The organism is Pseudoalteromonas sp. Isolate6, assembly GCF_022398435.1.
In the GTDB taxonomy this organism is placed as follows: Bacteria; Pseudomonadota; Gammaproteobacteria; order Enterobacterales; family Alteromonadaceae; genus Pseudoalteromonas; species Pseudoalteromonas galatheae.
On record NZ_JAKEVK010000090.1, the window covers coordinates 1 to 17,024 of the forward strand.

15 protein-coding genes and 1 pseudogene are annotated in these 17,024 nt (G+C 44.0%); 11 read left to right on the top strand and 5 right to left on the bottom strand.

The features are described from left to right. The first annotated feature begins 2 nt into the window (after positions 1-2). From L1D50_RS13235 to L1D50_RS23445, 9 genes and pseudogenes are all read left to right on the top strand, one after another. Positions 3-578, top strand: coding sequence for a Crp/Fnr family transcriptional regulator (locus tag L1D50_RS13235; protein ID WP_239966193.1), 576 nt, complete (start codon positions 3-5; stop codon positions 576-578). Between the two features lie 171 nt (positions 579-749). Continuing rightward, a complete protein-coding gene (locus L1D50_RS13240) occupies positions 750-1,181 on the top strand; it encodes a hydrogenase (RefSeq protein WP_138522382.1) in 432 nt (143 codons plus the stop codon). Positions 1,182-1,484: 303 nt separating this feature from the next. Further along, complete coding sequence (locus L1D50_RS13245) at positions 1,485-1,862, top strand: MerC domain-containing protein (RefSeq protein WP_128725488.1); 378 nt, start codon at positions 1,485-1,487, stop codon at positions 1,860-1,862. 23 nt (positions 1,863-1,885) lie between these two features. Then, positions 1,886-2,524, top strand: coding sequence for a DUF1826 domain-containing protein (locus L1D50_RS13250; protein WP_138522384.1), 639 nt, complete (start codon positions 1,886-1,888; stop codon positions 2,522-2,524). Positions 2,525-2,536: 12 nt separating this feature from the next. Next, complete coding sequence (locus tag L1D50_RS13255) at positions 2,537-3,472, top strand: endonuclease/exonuclease/phosphatase family protein (RefSeq protein ID WP_138522386.1); 936 nt, start codon at positions 2,537-2,539, stop codon at positions 3,470-3,472. Positions 3,473-3,677: 205 nt separating this feature from the next. Further along, positions 3,678-5,651: a DUF2207 domain-containing protein gene (locus L1D50_RS13260; protein ID WP_239966194.1), complete on the top strand. Its 1,974-nt coding sequence runs from the start codon at positions 3,678-3,680 to the stop codon at positions 5,649-5,651. 125 nt (positions 5,652-5,776) lie between these two features. After that, positions 5,777-6,250: pseudogene (locus L1D50_RS13265) on the top strand (DUF808 family protein); the annotation flags it as partial. Between the two features lie 146 nt (positions 6,251-6,396). Then, positions 6,397-7,305 carry a DUF808 family protein gene (locus tag L1D50_RS13270; protein ID WP_239966195.1) on the top strand — a complete coding sequence of 303 codons (909 nt, stop codon included), beginning with the start codon at positions 6,397-6,399 and terminating at the stop codon, positions 7,303-7,305. A gap of 9 nt (positions 7,306-7,314) precedes the next feature. Further along, positions 7,315-7,437, top strand: coding sequence for a hypothetical protein (locus tag L1D50_RS23445; protein ID WP_275660194.1), 123 nt, complete (start codon positions 7,315-7,317; stop codon positions 7,435-7,437). A gap of 131 nt (positions 7,438-7,568) precedes the next feature. Here L1D50_RS23445 and L1D50_RS13275 read toward each other — a convergent pair whose 3' ends face one another. Both L1D50_RS13275 and L1D50_RS13280 read right to left on the bottom strand, forming a co-directional pair. Next, entirely contained in the window at positions 7,569-8,744 is a 1,176-nt protein-coding gene (locus L1D50_RS13275) for an alpha/beta hydrolase-fold protein (protein WP_138522392.1), read from the bottom strand. Positions 8,745-8,856: 112 nt separating this feature from the next. Beyond that, positions 8,857-9,690, bottom strand: a complete 834-nt coding sequence (locus tag L1D50_RS13280) for a DUF2306 domain-containing protein (RefSeq protein ID WP_239966196.1) — start codon at positions 9,688-9,690, stop codon at positions 8,857-8,859. 176 nt (positions 9,691-9,866) lie between these two features. Between L1D50_RS13280 and L1D50_RS13285 the strand changes: the two genes are divergently transcribed. Next, positions 9,867-10,982, top strand: coding sequence for an AraC family transcriptional regulator (locus L1D50_RS13285; RefSeq protein ID WP_239966197.1), 1,116 nt, complete (start codon positions 9,867-9,869; stop codon positions 10,980-10,982). On the opposite strand, the gene L1D50_RS13290 is transcribed toward L1D50_RS13285, so the two are convergent. From L1D50_RS13290 to L1D50_RS13300, 3 genes are all read right to left on the bottom strand, one after another. Then, entirely contained in the window at positions 10,979-11,917 is a 939-nt protein-coding gene (locus L1D50_RS13290; RefSeq protein ID WP_239966198.1) for a hypothetical protein, read from the bottom strand. The genes L1D50_RS13285 and L1D50_RS13290 overlap by 4 nt on opposite strands. An 88-nt stretch (positions 11,918-12,005) precedes the next feature. After that, positions 12,006-13,355 (bottom strand): MFS transporter, encoded by a 1,350-nt coding sequence (locus tag L1D50_RS13295; RefSeq protein ID WP_239966199.1) that lies wholly within the window; start codon positions 13,353-13,355, stop codon positions 12,006-12,008. A gap of 372 nt (positions 13,356-13,727) precedes the next feature. Beyond that, entirely contained in the window at positions 13,728-16,280 is a 2,553-nt protein-coding gene (locus L1D50_RS13300; protein WP_239966200.1) for an Ig-like domain-containing protein, read from the bottom strand. A gap of 197 nt (positions 16,281-16,477) precedes the next feature. On the opposite strand from L1D50_RS13300, the gene L1D50_RS13305 reads away from it, so the two are divergent. After that, a complete protein-coding gene (locus L1D50_RS13305) occupies positions 16,478-16,951 on the top strand; it encodes a VOC family protein (protein ID WP_128725498.1) in 474 nt (157 codons plus the stop codon). Positions 16,952-17,024: the final 73 nt, after the last annotated feature.

Below are 17,024 nucleotides of genomic sequence, written 5' to 3' on the forward strand. Positions count from 1 at the left end.
AAATGATTGAGCATTTTATTCCTGTCAATGATGATGAATGGGATTATGCTTGCGGAATATTTGACATTAAACACGTAAAAAAAGGAACAACGGTACATCATGCAGGTGAGGTGTTTAATGAAATATGGTTTATTAAAAGTGGTTTAGCCAGATCATATTTAAGTGATATAAATGGCAAAGATCATACTTGGCAGCTCTATTTTCGTGGAAAAAGTAAGCATGGTTTAAATCACTTTATGGACGATAGCGTAAGCTTTTATGAAAAAACAGGGTCAATGCTTAACTTTGAAATTCTTGAAGATTCGGTTTTTTATGTGGCGCCTCTGGAAGCACTTGATAAGCTTTTATCGCAAGATAAAAAGTGGGAGGTATTAGCACGGACATGGATACATAACACCTATTATTCTGCAACATACAAACGTGTCCTTTCTCTCATGTCTGAGACTGCTGCACAGAGGTATGCTCGTTTACTCGATGAATACCCTTATATATTTAAGCAAGTTAAGTCTTATCATGTGGCCTCTTATCTGGGTGTCGCTCCCCAAACATTGAGTAAATTAAAAAATGAATCTAGGTGAATGAACTTTAGTACTCCGTTGTTTACCATGCTTTTTTCAACGGAGATTAATAATGAATATCGCTCATAAATTTAGAAGCCATCAGGAACAAAACTCGTCGCTTTACATTGATAACTTCAGGAGTGTAAGTGGCGTCGCCAAACTAAGTGTTATACATGCATGGAGCACATCATGATAGAACTGACACAGATAGGCGCTCGACTCATCTTTATTGGAATGGCTTTGTTTCTTGCCGGTTTAATACAAGGTGCGTTGATACCAGTGGTTAAAAATTCCCGAATGGCGCTTTCCGCTCACTTAACTGCTGTTCAATGTGGAATGGCCCTAGCGATCTTTGGTGTTATCTGGTCGTTGGTCGAGCTGCCTTTATCTTTAGAACTCTTTGTGGCTTATGGCTCGGCCTTGGGATTTATCCTTATTTGGCTGGGAATAACTTTGGCATCTGTAACAGGTGCAAGTATAGCACTTCCAATCGCTGGAGCTGGATTTTCATCAACTGTCACTGCAGAATTAACCGTTAAGATTATGGTGCGTTCTGGGTCATTATTATCACTAATTGCCTGTACCTTCTTGGCTTTTGGGTTACTGCCAATACTGCGGTAGTCGAAATTAATGCATAAAGAGGTCATCTAACTTGCCTCGCTTTTTTGGCTATGTGTAAGCACTCGCTTAGCCTAAAAAGCGACTAGCGCGGCAATAGTTAAGTTTTGTATCTGGCACTTCCTGTACTTTTCTGTCTCTGAAGATAAAACTTAACGTCACTACCATCTTTCAAACACTCGCAATTATGCGCTTTTTAGAGACGGCGCGACGGCCTTTTACTTTTACAGCTTTTAATGTTTCACTCTTTTTTATTTGGTATGTTATATTGTATCAAATCAATATAGGCATGACGAAGGAGAAAGCGTGAGCGCAAAAGTGCAGTCGTTTGGAGACAAGGCAGCAATTGGGTTATCTATGTTGTGTATAGTCCATTGTTTAATATTACCTTTTTTATTAATTGTACTTCCTCCCTTTGCGGGCCTATTAGCGCTATCTGATGAGGTGTTTCATCAGTGGTTATTAATAGCCGTAATACCCATTAGTATATTCGCTCTCGGGTTTGGCTATGTGCGGCATAAGTCGTGTCTTGTCGTGAGTTTAGGGCTCGTGGGCTGCACACTCTTGGTGTTAGCAACTTTTTTGGGTGAACAAGGTGGAGAAACCTTGTTCACAGTGCTTGGCTCTATGCTCATCTCCTACGCTCATCTTCGAAACTATGCGCTGCGTCGCAATTTTCACTAAATAAAACCCTATTTGGAGTTACTATGAATAGCCTTATGCCTATGGAGCCGTTGTTTGACGTGGACTCTTTGCATCACCAGCAGTCAGAGCATGCCACCGTGTTAACCAAGATTTATGAGCCCAACACCAATATTGTGATTTGGCAACATGCATTATCATCTGCTTTGAAAGCAGAGTTTGGGCGCTACTTAGAAACAGCAAAAGAGCTAGAATTAGCCCTACAAATTGCGACTAGCAAGATCACTTGCGAAGTTAGTGAGCCATTAAAGCGTTTGAATTTTAGCGATACGATGGTGGCGCATATTATTGAAATTGTGGATATGTTTAGCTGCTTATTTGAGCTTCGCGTCGTTGGCTTACGGTTAAAAACGCTCGAGACTGCAATGTGCCCGAAGTTTCATGTTGATAAAGTGCCAGTACGACTGGTGACTACACTCGCAGGCGCTGGCAGCGAGTGGCTTAGAAACCAGCATGTATCAAGGGATGGCAACAAACTGACTATTTCTCCTGAAGCAGACGCAATATCGCTTGCCTGTGGGGATGTGGCATTATTAAAAGGTGAGCGTTGGGACGGTAATGAAGGCCGTGGCTTAGTGCATCGCTCACCAGCAGTAGTTACAGGGGAAAAGCGATTACTACTGACTTTAGATTTTATCGCCTAGATTGGATTCATTATGACAACAAAATTAACAGCATTTGTATTTAGCACTATTTTTGGCCTTTCGCTATTGGGATGCCAGTCAGAGCCTTCAAATATCGGTATCTCTAAGGTGAGCAGCCAAGCAATCGCCGCACCGCTTAAAATTGCGACTTGGAACATGGAGCATTTAGCATATCCATCGAGCGTAGGGTGTAGGCCTCGTGACGAGCAGGAGATAAGCGCATTGCGCGATTATGCAAAAGGGCTTAATGCTGATGTTATTGCGCTGCAAGAGGTCGCATCGGTTAAAGCGCTGGAGCAGGTCTTTCCAAGCAGTGAATGGCAATTACTGATTTCAAGTCGAGCAGATAGCGCGACGTATGATTGTAGAGATAGTGGCAACCTGTCCACACAACAGAAAACCGCGTTTGCGATTAGAAATAACCTTGTCCCAAGCAAAGTGGATAACGTGAGCGAACTTAGCGTGAATGTTGAAGGGCTACGACATGGCCTAGTTGTGACCTTAGATACTCAGTTTGGTGAGCTTTCAGTGCTTAATGTTCACCTTAAAAGCGGTTGTTTTGTTGATAACTACTCGACTTCGGATAAAAAAGCTTGTCGATTGCTGGCAGAGCAATTACCAGTACTTAAGTCTTGGTTGGAGAAACGCGCAAATAGCAACACCATTGTGTTGGGCGACTTCAATCATCGTTTAAGTCATGGCGACAATCAATTTTGGCAGCAGTTAACCAAGCACCAAAATAATGCTTCTGCACCTTTGGTAAACGCAACTAAAACACTGACAGGTTGTCACCCACGTTACCCAGTTCCGATTGACCATATATTGCTAAGCAACAAGCTTGCAAACACGGTAAAATTTGACCCCAGCGTACATTTTTTTGCGGATATGTCTGAAGAGAGAATGCTCAGCGATCACTGCGCTATTTCGGTGTCAATTACTGTGCGCTAAGGCGGTTGTTAGTTGCACTAAAAGGGAGTGCGTATAGCCAAAAAGCCAATCGGTGATGTGCAAATATTATCTAGGTCTACTCGCCAAAAGCGGCTCCTTTAATGGTGACTTTAGTGTTGAAATTAGACCTTATTTGCTTTAGTCTGCTGCGCAAATTGAGCTGAGTTACATAGACTTAGCGCTGCGCATTCAAAGGATTTGAACAATGACTAAACGCTTTTGGTTTACCACGCTTTATGGTGTATTGCTGGCAATCATTTTATTGCTCGTGAGTGCGCCTTCCCTGGCTTATTTAAAATTTAAAGATGCGTCAGTAGCGGATCCTCACTTCTCTCAGCTACAAGTTAATCTCGATATTAATAAATCTGGTGCACTTCAAGTTACTCAGCAAGGCATATTGCAAGGGGGAAACTTCGATTGGCAGGGACTCGCGCAAACAATTGAGCTGGATGTGAGATATCCAGATGGTACACACTATCTGAGCGATATCAGCATTGACTCAGTAAAAATCGACGAGCAAGAAGTGCGTTATGCACTGAAGTATAACTACGATAGAAGTGCAGTAACGCTCGTAATAAGCAAAGAGCAGCTTCCAAAGCAAGGGCAAGCTCAGCAATTTGAAGTGCGATATCAATCAAAAAACCGGATGCGATTTTATCCGGCATTGGACGAATTGACGTATGCACTCTTTCCTAATGTTAATCTGAAAATTAAAAAGCTTACTGTCTCCATTTTCTACCCTCAAACTGCGACGCTCAAGGAACACCAATTGTTTGTCGATCATCTAAACAATGATGCGTTTTTGATACGCGATGGAATAGTTAATGGACGTAATCAGCTCCTATTCGAGAGTCAATCTGAGATCGCAGATAAAGCACAGGGAGAAATCGCACTCGCGTTTGAAAAAGGTGTATTTAAGGATAATGACCTTTACCGCAAAGTATGGTATCCGTTTAGAGTGTTATTTATTGCTTTGCCGTTTTTAATATTATTTGCATTGGCTGTGTGGCAAACGCGCAAGCGCCTCCATGCATTGCCAAAACTTGCCGATGCGCTTCCTTGTTCCACTCAACCACCAGATTTACCGATTTGCTTGGTAAGAGAGCTGGTTGCTGCAAATATCGAACGCATGCTAACAGCAAAAGACGCGTTAGCTGAGGTGTTAAAGCTTGCAGTGGCGAAACAGTTAACGATTAGCGAACGGGGTAAAAACAATGATGAATTTAGTAATGCTGACCCAAAAAAGCTGCACCAAATTCAGTTAAACCCCGAAGCGCCGAGTGAGTCAGAGGTGATTGGGTTAAGTGGTAAGCTGCAACGTTACTTTTATCAACAGCAAGACGTGCAAAACTCGAGTGGAAAACGCAAGCGAAAACGAGTGATAAAAAACCGTTTTGTTATTAACAAAGGAAACGAGGGGAGGACGTCTTTCACAGAAATAATATGCCATTATGTGAATAATGCCGAAGTGGGAAAAGCGCAGCATAATGTAAACTTTCTTGCTTTTATTGTGCCTATTTTACTTTGGTTAGGTGCTTCTTTTGTTGTGATTGGACTTGGTGCTGGCAATGGGTGGCAAGTGTTTGCGGGTAGTTTAATTGTAGTTTTATTGTGCACTTCTATATTATTAATTGCGGTGCTTATTGTAGAGATGTTCATAGAACATCGCAGCGAAGATAAAAAGAGCCGAGAAATGTGGCTTGTACGTGCGTTAATTTATATTCCTACCTACTTATTCTTATTATGGATGTGTGTTGATGGTGATGATGAGCTGGTGAATGGTACCAGTGTGGTTTTTCACTTCTTTTACCTAGGTTTTATTGCGGCTTTCTTTTCATTTATCGGGCCTTCCAAGCAATTTAAAGCTTGGGTATTGCAGTCTCAGCAATTTTATCAATACATTAAACTAAAGAGTCAGCACTGCTTTGCTGAAGGAGTCGAAAAGGCGGAGTACGAAGCATTGTTACCTTATGCGTATGCATTTGGTTTGTTGAATGAATGGATAAAAGGGTATGAGGCTTATCTAACTACAGAGCATGACGACACTACGCCTTTGATCCCTTGGATACGATATAAAAAAATTACCGAGCCGAGAGAATTAAAACAACATTTAAGTTGTCTTGAAGCAGTCATGCCTGCAATATCATGTTCGCTGTATGATAGACAGCCATACACTTAGGGCGATTGATTTTTCAACTTTGTTTTTGTTGAGCGTTGGCATTTTTGCAAGCACTATATGCGCGTTACATAAACAGTTATTTGACAACCGCACTTGATGAATAACTTAAACGAAAGGAGTGTGCTATGCCATCTGCAAACTTACTTGCCTTGCTCGATGATGTCGCTGCGCTAACAAAATTAGCTGCAACTAAAACCGCGCCGGTGTTAGGAGACGATCTTGCCGTCAACGCAGAGCAGCTATCGGGTGGGATCAAACCAGATCGGGAGCTTGCTGTGGTATGGAAGGTGTTTAAAGGTTCCTTGCTGAATAAGTTTATCTTAGTGCCCGTTGCTTTGGCTTGCAGTTACTTTGCGCCGTTTATGATCCCCATTATGCTAATTTTAGGGGCGCTCTACTTGCTGTTTGAGGGGGGTGAAAAAATTCTCCACGCTATTTTTCACCGTCAGGAGCAACAGCAAGAAACCGATGAGTTTGTCAAAGCGCTTGAGGATGAGCGTATTGACTTAGTCGAGTTTGAAAAAGACAAAATCAAGGGCGCTATCGTTACCGACTTTGTTCTATCGGCGGAAATTATCATCATTGCGCTGGGCGCTGTATGATAGACAGCCACACACTTAGGGCGATTGATTTTTCAACTTTTTTTTGTTGAGCGTTGGCATTTTTGCAAGCACTATATGCGCGTTACATAAGCAGTTATTTGACAACTGCACTTGATGAACAACTTAAACTAAAGGAGTGTGCTATGCCATCTGCAAACTTACTTGCCTTGCTCGATGATGTCGCTGCGCTAACAAAATTAGCTGCAACTAAAACCGCGCCGGTGTTAGGAGACGATCTTGCCGTCAACGCAGAGCAACTATCGGGTGGGATCAAACCAGATCGGGAACTTGCAGTGGTATGGAAAGTGTTTAAAGGTTCCTTGCTGAACAAGTTTATTTTAGTGCCCGTTGCTTTGGCTTGCAGTTACTTTGCGCCGTTTATGATCCCCATTATGCTAACTTTAGGGGCGCTGTACTTGCTGTTTGAGGGGGGGGAAAAAATTCTCCACGCTATTTTTCACCGTCAGGAGCAACAGCAAGAAACCGATGAGTTTGTCAAAGCGCTTGAGGATGAGCGTATTGACTTAGTCGAGTTTGAAAAAGACAAAATCAAGGGCGCTATCGTTACCGACTTTGTTCTATCGGCGGAAATTATCATCATTGCGCTGGGGGCGATTGCTGATCAGCCTTTCGAAAAGCAAGCAATAGTCCTTTCGTTAATAGGGCTTGCGCTGACCGTTGGAGTTTACGGAATTGTGGCTTTGATTGTGAAGCTTGATGATATTGGTTTAGCCATGATTAAGGACGTAAGTAAGACTACACTTGCGGCGATAAAACGTGGAGTGGGTAAGGGGTTGCTTTATTTTGCCAACGGTCTGATGAAGTTTTTGTCAGTTGCCGGTGTGTTGGCAATGCTTTTAGTTGGCGTTGATATTTTGGCTCACCAGTTCCATTCACTTGAAGAAATTGTTCACGCTATTGAAAAGCTGCTCCCTGCAATGAGCTGGTTTTTGAGTATTATCGCCAAGCTTGGATTGGGTGCGGTGATTGGAGTCATTATTGCGGCGGTGCTAAGTCAGTTGCTGGCAGTGTTTAAAAAGGCACAAGGTTGAAGGGAGCGTTTGTTTTTTCCAAAAGCATTCGCAAAAAGCCTAGCCAATATTCAAGGCAAACCTAAGTATATTTACCTCGCCATCGGTGGTGCTGAGAATGACATCACTATGGATCATGTCACGGTTTATTAAATGCACTTGAACCGTGTGCTACTGCTAATGTGTTGGCGGCACAACATTAGTGAGGGCACGGTGTATTCACAAAACCCTGTGGTTTCCGTGCCACTTGCGTTGAGTGAATATCACCACTTTAGAAAAATCAGTTAATGTAAATGCTGCAATGCTTTGATTTCTGAGAGCAAATGTTTTTGTTCGCTTTCACTTAGCCCTTCAAGTTTAAGCATGGCTTGGTAGGTCTTTAATAGCGATGGCTTATCTCCTTTTTGCTGATAAGCCATCGCCAATTGCTGCAGTGCATTGAGGGATTCTGAGTTGTGTTGGCTCACAAAGCTAAACAGGTTGATGGCCGCAGTGAAGTTACGTTCGAATAGGGCGGCATACCCTTGCGAAGTCAGTGCGTCGTAGGGGTAAGCCTTTAGTCCATATAGTGACTTAGCGATGGCGACATGATTTTCCAGCTGAGTGACACCGGCAGCAGCTACCTTCAAGGATGGTTGGTAATGGTTAAATAGGTGCTGCAGACCATGATAATAGCTCGGGTAGACGACGCTCGTATGGCTTTCGCCGCTAAAGTGCTGCGCTTTGAAGTCAATTCCATTTGGCTTTCGCCAAGCATCATTAAGACGTTGAAATGGCTGCGTTATGATTGTGCTTTCGTCTGCCATGCTGATGTAGATACACTTGTTGATTAACGCTTTTGCCAGTAAGTCATTTAATAATCGCTCTTTATCCCACCAAAGGCTTGGACTTGCCAACATCACACCATTAAATAAATCGGGTTTTTCAAGTAGTGCATAGGTTGCAAACAGCCCTCCGAATGAGTGTCCTGCTAACGCGCGATAGCCTGATGTGCGATAATGTTTGTCTACGTAAGGGATGAGTTCTTTATCGATAAATTGCAGTAGCATTTCTGCACCGCCCGGATTTTGCTGCCGTGTTGGACCTGCAAAATGTCCCAGTACCGCAAGGCTGCCTTTGCGATAAGACGGGGTCAGATCTCGAGTGCGGTGTTCGTTGGTTTCGATGGCAACAATGATAAGTTCCGGTATTTTATGTTGTTGTGCCAAGAAACGAGCCGCTGAAGCGGTATGTTCAAGATTGCTCTGACCATCAGTTAGATATAACACTGGATAGCTTGTATTGCCTTGCTCATAGCTTGGTGGTAGGACGATATGAACCGTTCTTTTTTGCGAAAAATAAGCGGACGAAAGCTGCAGTGTCGAGTTCGCATCTGCTGAGTTATTCGCAACAGCGCTACCAACTGACAGCAATATAAAAATAGCCACGATAACAATGTGAGTAACTAACCTAGTTTGCATAACCGCTCGTTCCTTGCTTAAAAATCATCGCTAATTTAACACGAGTCAAAACGACAAGGAACGGGTTATATAGCAGCGCCGAGGAATTATTTGTAACTGATTAAACTGTAATTTAACTAAAAAAGACGGCTGAAATGCGTGGCCACCACATCATGATAGCGGCCGCACAGACGCCAATCGCGGTGATCACAAAACCTAGGCTCATCATCACCGCGATTACCCACACCGGTGCGCTGGCTTTGGTTTGGCGTTTTGCCCAAAAGTAGAGTTCTGCGAGTGCCATTGGTAGCAGGTAGCAGGCAAACGAAATAAATATATCGACAGGGCCGTCTAAGGTTGCGGTATTGCCATTGAAGCCTTGGTTGACCATGTACCAACCAAACAAATAAAGACGAAACGTCCACACCCCATTCACCAAGAAAAAACTATGCGCGGCATAACGTTGATGTGCGGCGATATTTTTTTGTATGGCGGCGCGCCAAGCAAAAAATATCGCAATGGGAATTAATATACCGTTGAGTGTGATCCCAATGGCACCAACATCGCTTAGCCTAAGCTCGGTTACCCAAGTGAGATATAACCCGGTGAGTGCGCCCGAAATACCGAGAATAAAAAATACTCTTCCGTTGTAACGGTGGAAGCGTGGAAAGCGTTTTCGCACCGTAGGAATAAGCTGTAATAAGCCGCTGGTGGCCAAAATCACAGCGGGTAAAACGTGGCTAAAAAATACCTTGGCATCTTTTGTGTGCCCACTCGCTGGTGAAGCAGCCGCACTTTGCTCTGTGAGCCCCGCGATAAGCGGGATGGCATATAGGCCTAAGATATAAACAGCAAACATCCATTGCCCGAGCAATGCGACACATACCCAGCTCTTCACGGCACCACTCAGTACGCTAAATGGATTAAAGGACACCCTTGTTGAATTGGTTAGATTGAGGGAAGACAAAATACTTATCCTTATAAATCAATAAACTTGATATATAAAATGACAAGGTTTTGCTATCTCGTCGCTTTGATTTTGAAAATCAAAGCAAAGAAAGTAGGCCGAATTTTAAAAATGGTGGTGTTAAGTTTACTTACAAAGTTAATTTGAATGCTTTTGGTGTGGCTGTTAGAGTTTCTGTGTCTATCAATATTCCTTCAATCACCATGACTATTGAAAACTACTACCTACTTCTGCTTAGCCTATGTTGTACTTTGGTTATTGCTCAGCTCTTTGTAAAAGAGAAAAAAGCAGCACATTTACTCTTTGCTTTAGTGTGCGGCTCAATAGCATTGGCCACGACCAAAAAACTGACTCAGGACTCCTTAAATGGATATCAGTATTTAATTGGCATGGGTGCTTGTGTGACCTGTAATGGGTTTTGGTTGCTTGCTCGGGCATTATTTAGAGAAAAATATGCCATTTTAAAAAGACATATTGTATTTGCAATTGCCATTGCTGCCTTAGTCGTGTGGCGACAGGGCTATTTATTTATCGACAGCCAATTACACATGAATGCTAGCGGATTTGTGGAGTGGCTTAACATTGCGACGTATGAGCTTACCCTATTGTTGTCATCTAGTGTACTCATGCTGGCATTTTGGGAAGGATGCAGAGGGTTCTCGCAGTCTCAAGGGCAAGAAAAAGCACAACGGGTGCTATTCTTGTCTGCTTATTTTATTTGCGTCGCAGGCACCAAATTAGTCGAAAATCGCTTTGCCGATAATCGTGAGGTTCAAGAATGGGCAGTGACAAGCGCAGCCATCCTCATTATATTGACGGCGCAAGTGTTACTGTATTGGCGATTTTCGTCTCAACGAACAATAACATCCGTTAGGTGCGTTGAATCAAATGGAACAACACAAACTGAGGATGATATTGCACTCCAGCAGAAGGTGGAACACTTTCTTATCGATCAAAAAGGCTTTCTCAAAGAAGGGTTAAAAGTTGCTGACTTAGCTCAGCAATTTAATGAACCTGAATACAAGATAAGCCGAGTGATACGGCAAAACCTGAAAGCGCGAAATTTTAGCCAATTGGTCAATGAGTTGAGAGTTGAGCATGCCAAGGTGTTGTTACAAGATCCCGCTAAACAGCATTGGCCGGTACTTGTCGTTGGACTGGAAAGTGGTTTTGCGTCGGTTGGGCCATTTACTAGAGCATTTAAAATAGCCACGGGGACCACGCCAAATCAATTTAGAAAGCAAAATAGCGAAACGCAAGTGCTACGAAGCACAAGAGTAAGTGGCAATTAATCTCGCTTAGTCAGTTTGTATCGTAGCTGCTGAATAGGTAGCTCTATCGTCTGTGGGTCAAGCTCCGGTGTAATATCACTGACCGGAAAGACGTTATCTATTTCCACCGTATTCGCGATAGCGTTAGTATCGGCATTGGATAAAAAAGTAAGTTGGGTATAATCACTTGGCTGTAAGTCATACCGAGCCAGCGTTGCCTTTAAATCTATGCTGTATTCGTATGCGGCTAGCAAGCTACCTGCGTTATCATTATATCTACAGATCTGCCACTGGTAGCTATTCTTGTTAAATTCCAGCGCCCAAATACCACCTTTATCTTGGATCATTTGTTGTGGTTGTTGGCATGGCTGGGGTAAGGGCAGTAAACGGCTATGAGACCAAACCCCCTCGTGGTTTTGGCATAATAAGTCGCCTTTACCAAGATCGATAATATGCGAGCTCAAACCATATTGGCAAAACTGAGAGGCGGGAATGAAAAAGGGTGCGATATGCTTGTTAAGCGCGCCAAACGCAATATAGCCCATTAATACCTCAGTATTAGTCATCCAACCAAGGTAAACATATTCATCATCTTGCCAGTTTGTAGATGCGATTTTCCCCTGTTTAACGGTGTTAGTCAGCGTGAAGCGGTCGCTTTTGCCATTAAATGTACACGTCAAACTGCCTTGGGCCGCGTCGATGTTGCATGATTGCTGAGCGTGCTCCTGTGATAGCCGCTGTATTTTAGAATTTGGCATTTGGCGAGTTAGCGCCGAGGTGAACTTAGCCGCAGCAGACAACTGTCCGGTTTGATCTTGTTTAAAACGACATTTAGGCTGTATCTTCGAGGAATTGAGCACGACATTACCGTCAAGCACTGCAAGCTCACAGCTATTGGCTATGGTACAGGCTATGAGCAAAATAACGCCACAAAAGGCAATCCAAGTGTTTTGCAAATCACAATACTCCTCAGCTACATTCTATAAACATAGCTGATAACACCTTGATTAAGCAATCTTTGGCGACTAGTGCTTATCAGTCAGGCTATGGCTGAGTCTTGTTAGTTGTTTCATCCAGTTCCTCGACTTGCTCACTATTTTGCTCATTGTCATCGAGTTCATCGTCGTTATCGCGAGGCGCGTCTTCGTCAACGACAAGAAGTTGCTCGTGCGCCGTTTTTTCCTCGATACGCGGATCCATGGTGGCAGCGAGCGGTGAGCTGGTAATGTCAGAAGTCGCAGCAACATAGTCGCTAGGCTCTGGCTGTTCGGCCTTTTGTCTGGCGTTGATAAAGTGAAGGAGTAAAAACATGACAACGGTTAGCACGCTTAATGAAGCGTATAACGCTTGATGACCAAAGTGGGACATGATCTGTGCAATAGAGGCTGAGCCAACACAGGCACCTCCCCCAAACGCCACCAGCAGCGCAGAAGAAACACCAACACGGTCTTCATCATCAACGCGCGAGTTTGCCAGAGCTGAAGAAAGTGGATACATGGTAAATGCAAATAACCCAAAGCCAAAAGTTAGCCAAAGGCTGTAGCTTGGACTCAGTGGCAGCAAAAATATACAAAGAGAAATCAATCCGATAAAAACAGCATTACTGCGCAGTAATATGCTTCTGCGGACTCGGTCGGAGATAACGCCCATTGGCCACTGAGCAAGCAAGCCTGCAAAAATCGTTACCGACATATACATGGCAATTTCTTCGGCATTAAATCCTGATTGGCTGGCAAAAGTCGGGGCAAGGCCATAAAAGCTGCCATTAATTACACCAGCAAAACAAACCGCCGTAAGAGATTGGGGCACTTTTTTGAAGTAGGTAAACAAACTGACTTGAATGGGCTTAAGTGGCTTCGGGTGGATCCGCCTCGTCGTTGAAATGGGGATAATTCCAAAGGATAAGGCAACAACAATTAAAAACAGCGGGGCATAGCCAAGCTCTGGAAAGTTAGATAGCGCAAATTGTCCACTTACCATACCGAGGTAGGAGGTGAGCATGTAAAAAGAAAATACCCGCCCTCGCTGCTCAGGTGCCGCTTGTTCATTAAGCCAGCTTTCGAGCACCATAAAGTTACACATCATGCCAAGACCCACCACAAGTCGTAGTCCAAGCCAAAGATAGATATTGTCACTCACCCCATGTATTGCTACGCAGGCCGTCACTGCTGCTGTGCTTGCCGCAAACGCACGAATATGCCCAACGGATTTGATCAGGTGGTAGCCCAATTTGGCACCTAGCAACAAACCCAAGTAATAAAACGAGGTAAGCAAGCCAATCCAAAACGTACTGACGCCGTGCTGGCCTAAATAAAGCGCTAAGTAAGTAGTCAGCAGGCCTGTCCCACCGACTAAGAATAGGTTTGTTAAATAAAGCGAGGGAAAAGATTTCATATCGACCTTGGCATTCATTATGAATTTGCGTGTAACATTCTAATAGTAGGGGAGAAATAGTTTATTTCCAAGCAAAAAGCTGTTGACTGTTTATCAACCTTGTTTGCTTGTGTTGTTGGCTGATTGCGACATAGCCTAAGTTATAGGGTTATTCAGAGCGATTCTGGCAAAAATACAAAGATCAACAGGCCCTAATCATTGGATTGCTGCTTTAATTGGGTTGAGTGTTTTTAGTCTCGGGCGACACAACTTAAATTCAGGACTAAATTATTACGAGCTAGTACCTGCCTTTATTTTTTGCATTTTATTGATTAATCAACCTGAGCTCAGAATAACATTTGACGTAAATACCAAGCTCAGGCCAATGTAACTTTAATTTCCTTGATTCATCTGCGTTAATTTATCGCCAATGGGTTGAGAGAAGTTATAGCCATCGTACTTGTCCCAGTTAATCGACCATGTCATCACGCCACCAAAGTTTGGATAAGCCTTGCTAGGCTGGATAGTGCCACATCCTGTACCTTTGGTTAAACAATCTAAGGCATTGATGATATTGCCGATAGGCGCTTGGCCTGAATTTGCCGACTGTGGACCAGAAGGCAGGCCGATGGCTACTTGGTCATCCCGAAGTGGCGCAAAGCGGGTGCCATCAGCAAGGTCAAATCCCTCAATCAACATTTTTGCATGGGCAACCATCATGTTCACTGAGCCCTCAGGAGCACTTCCCGGTTCATATGGGTTAGGTAGGCCACCATTGTTGTATAGCTGTACGTGAAGTAAATCTAATGTATCGCGTAGCTCGTTTATAAGTGGAATATAAGCACCCCAAATACCTGAATAGGCAATCATGCCACCATGTACATAGGGATGCTCAGGAGCCATGGTAAGTACCATATTGCCACCAATATTTTGTTCAATTTGCTTTAATGCTCTAGGCAGCCGAGCTTGGATCTGAGAGCCATGCACAAGGTTCGAGCCACTCTCTAAATCAATATCGAGCCCGTCAAATCCCCATTGTTGAATAATATCGGTGAGGCTACTGACAAATGCTGCTTCATCGGAATCCGTATTGAGGGTAATTGTGCCTTCTGCACCACCTAGGCTTAACACAAAAACTTTACCTTGCGCTTGTAGTGCTTGCATGTCGGATTTGAATTTTACCGGGTCGATAGGCGGACAGTTAGAGCGAATGTCTTTTTCAAATGGTGTGAAGTGCACTGTGCCATTCGAGTTTCTATCATTTTCAGCAAAGGCAATATCGATGATGTCCCAAGCAGTAGACATCTGATCAAGTGGAATAGGGCAACCAGCTGGATTGACAAAGTTATGCCAATAGCCGATCAGTTTGTGCTTTTTACCAATGGGTTTGTCGATGACTTGAACTGTTACGCCGCTACTGGACACCTGATCATTATTGTCGTTAGTGGCCGTGGCATAAAGTGTTTTTGTGCCGATTGAGGCCGGTGCGTAACTATATTCGTAGGGTGGCGTTGTGTCTGTATTGAGTAACACGCCATCAGCATAAAACTGGACTTGTGTGATTTGTCCAACAAAAGAGGATGCCTGTGCAATCAATTGAGTGGAATTACCCAAGGTAATTTGGCTGCCGCTAGTGGGGGCGAGTAAATCAACGGCAATCGGTTTATCAGTTACATTCACTGTAATTGTTTGCTCGCTTTGATTACTTTCGTTATCGACGGCAATGGCTTTTAAGCTCACTGGATTGAGGGCTATTGGTGTCCAGCTGTGATTAAGCGTTCCTTGATTGGCTGTGGCGAGGAGTGTGCTGTCGGCATAGAGTGACAGCGTAGCAATACTGCCGTCTGTATCTTGAGCACTGACAGAGATAGTGGTGGGCGCATTGACCAAAACAGTACCATTATTGGATGGGCTTTCGAACGTTACGGTTGGCGCGATTGCGCAGATCCCTAAATCGCTCCATGCATCGGTCCAATATTGGCCTGCACCTGGCTCGTATGCCCACTGCGCGTTTGAGCTACACCAACCTGCAATATCACAGCGATATTTATGATTATTATGAGCGACCAGTTCACCGGCCTGATAATTTTGTCCTGCGCTGTATGCTCTTAGGCCTTGGCAGCCTCCGCCTACTTTTGTTAACACACCGATGGCAAGGTTTGCCTCACTCATCAAGCCTTGGTTGTCTATCGCTTTTACATTGAGTTGGTTTACGCCAACTTGTTCCGCTTGGAACTCAAACTGAAAAGGTGGGGTGGTTAGATCCGCGACAAGCTGGTTGTTCAGGCTAATTTCCACTCCCGCAATAGTACCGTCGCTATCTTCGGCTGTGATGCTGATCCCTACCATATCCCCTTGATAGAACTGCTGGCCGTTGGCTGGAGCTGCAATGGATACGTTCGGTGGTAAATTTTCCCCGCTCGATTTTACTGTGATCCGTGCTGATTGCGAACTTCCGGTTAGCCCTTGGGCATCAGTGGCAATTGCGCTGATATTATATTCGCCAAGTACTGCGTTCCAAGTGGTTTGAAATGGTGCGGTATTGTCCGTTGCGATGACTTGCCCATTCACTAAGAATTCGACATAAGCCAGATCACCATCGACATCATTGGCATTAGCTGAAAAAACAGCGTTGTCATTTTCGCCCAGCACAGCGCCATCATTTGGATTGGTGAGTACGACACTCGGGGCTTGACCTGAGCCCGTTGCGCAAGCTCCCAGTGACCGCCAGACATCATAAGGACCGGAGTGTCCTGCTGGATTGTCGTTTTGACTGTACCACTTAGCTTCATATGCTTGGTTTTGGGACTGTGTAACATCCCCTTGTCTGTAGACTTGTTGTTCAGACCAAGGGCTTAAATTACTACAGTCGTAGGCGTTTGTTTGGCTTGCGAGGATGAGAGCACCGCTCGTCCAAGCCAATCGTAAAATAGAGGTTGGTTTCATACTGATCCCTTACATGTTGTTGTGTGTTTTATGAACAAAACCAAATCAGCATATAGGTAAATAATTCGTTAATCAACACTCGAGTTATGAGTAAATCTCATCGCTGAAACTACGTGAGCATCGCAATTTTAATTCGCATATTTCAAATAATCGGCTAGGTTTAGAGGGAATTTAACGGACTTTATAGGATCCATATAATGGCGACCTCTTCAATTCCTTGCGGTTATCATTCACTCACGCCTTACCTCATTGTGGCTGGTGCAGCAAAAGCCATCGAGTTCTACCGAGCCGCTTTTGGTGCTAGCGTAAAGCTTCAGTTACCTATGCCAGATGGAGGGGTGGCTCATGCGGAGCTGCTGATTGGTAACTCTTATGTAATGCTTTCAGATATGTGCCCTGATGCACACTTTAAAGATCCCAAAGAGCTTGGCGGCACGCCGGTTAGCTTGATGCTGTATGTTGACGATGTGGACACTGTGTTTGCGGGGGCAATTGAATTGGGGGCGCAACAAGTCACGCCCGTTTGTGATCAGTTTTATGGTGATAGGGCGGGAACGCTACGAGATCCATTCGGTCATGTCTGGACGATTGGCACGCACAAAGAAGATCTCACAGAAGCTGAATTACTCGCGCGTATGGCTGATTTTATGGATAAGCAACAAGATGCCTAGTTGAGGTGATGGTATTTTAATTTATTGTTACTTTATTCTCGCTTTTTGTGGTTTGTAGTTATCGAGATAATTT

Bases quoted from the DNA above. Each gene is read 5' to 3' on its own strand.
- L1D50_RS13235 (WP_239966193.1), top strand. From the start codon at position 3: ATGATTGAGCATTTTATTCCTGTCAATGATGATGAATGGGATTATGCT.
- L1D50_RS13240 (WP_138522382.1), top strand. From the start codon at position 750: ATGATAGAACTGACACAGATAGGCGCTCGACTCATCTTTATTGGAATG.
- L1D50_RS13250 (WP_138522384.1), top strand. From the start codon at position 1,886: ATGAATAGCCTTATGCCTATGGAGCCGTTGTTTGACGTGGACTCTTTG.
- L1D50_RS13255 (WP_138522386.1), top strand. From the start codon at position 2,537: ATGACAACAAAATTAACAGCATTTGTATTTAGCACTATTTTTGGCCTT.
- L1D50_RS13260 (WP_239966194.1), top strand. From the start codon at position 3,678: ATGACTAAACGCTTTTGGTTTACCACGCTTTATGGTGTATTGCTGGCA.
- L1D50_RS13270 (WP_239966195.1), top strand. From the start codon at position 6,397: ATGCCATCTGCAAACTTACTTGCCTTGCTCGATGATGTCGCTGCGCTA.
- L1D50_RS13275 (WP_138522392.1), bottom strand. From the start codon at position 8,744: ATGCAAACTAGGTTAGTTACTCACATTGTTATCGTGGCTATTTTTATA.
- L1D50_RS13295 (WP_239966199.1), bottom strand. From the start codon at position 13,355: ATGAAATCTTTTCCCTCGCTTTATTTAACAAACCTATTCTTAGTCGGT.
- L1D50_RS13300 (WP_239966200.1), bottom strand. From the start codon at position 16,280: ATGAAACCAACCTCTATTTTACGATTGGCTTGGACGAGCGGTGCTCTC.
- L1D50_RS13305 (WP_128725498.1), top strand. From the start codon at position 16,478: ATGGCGACCTCTTCAATTCCTTGCGGTTATCATTCACTCACGCCTTAC.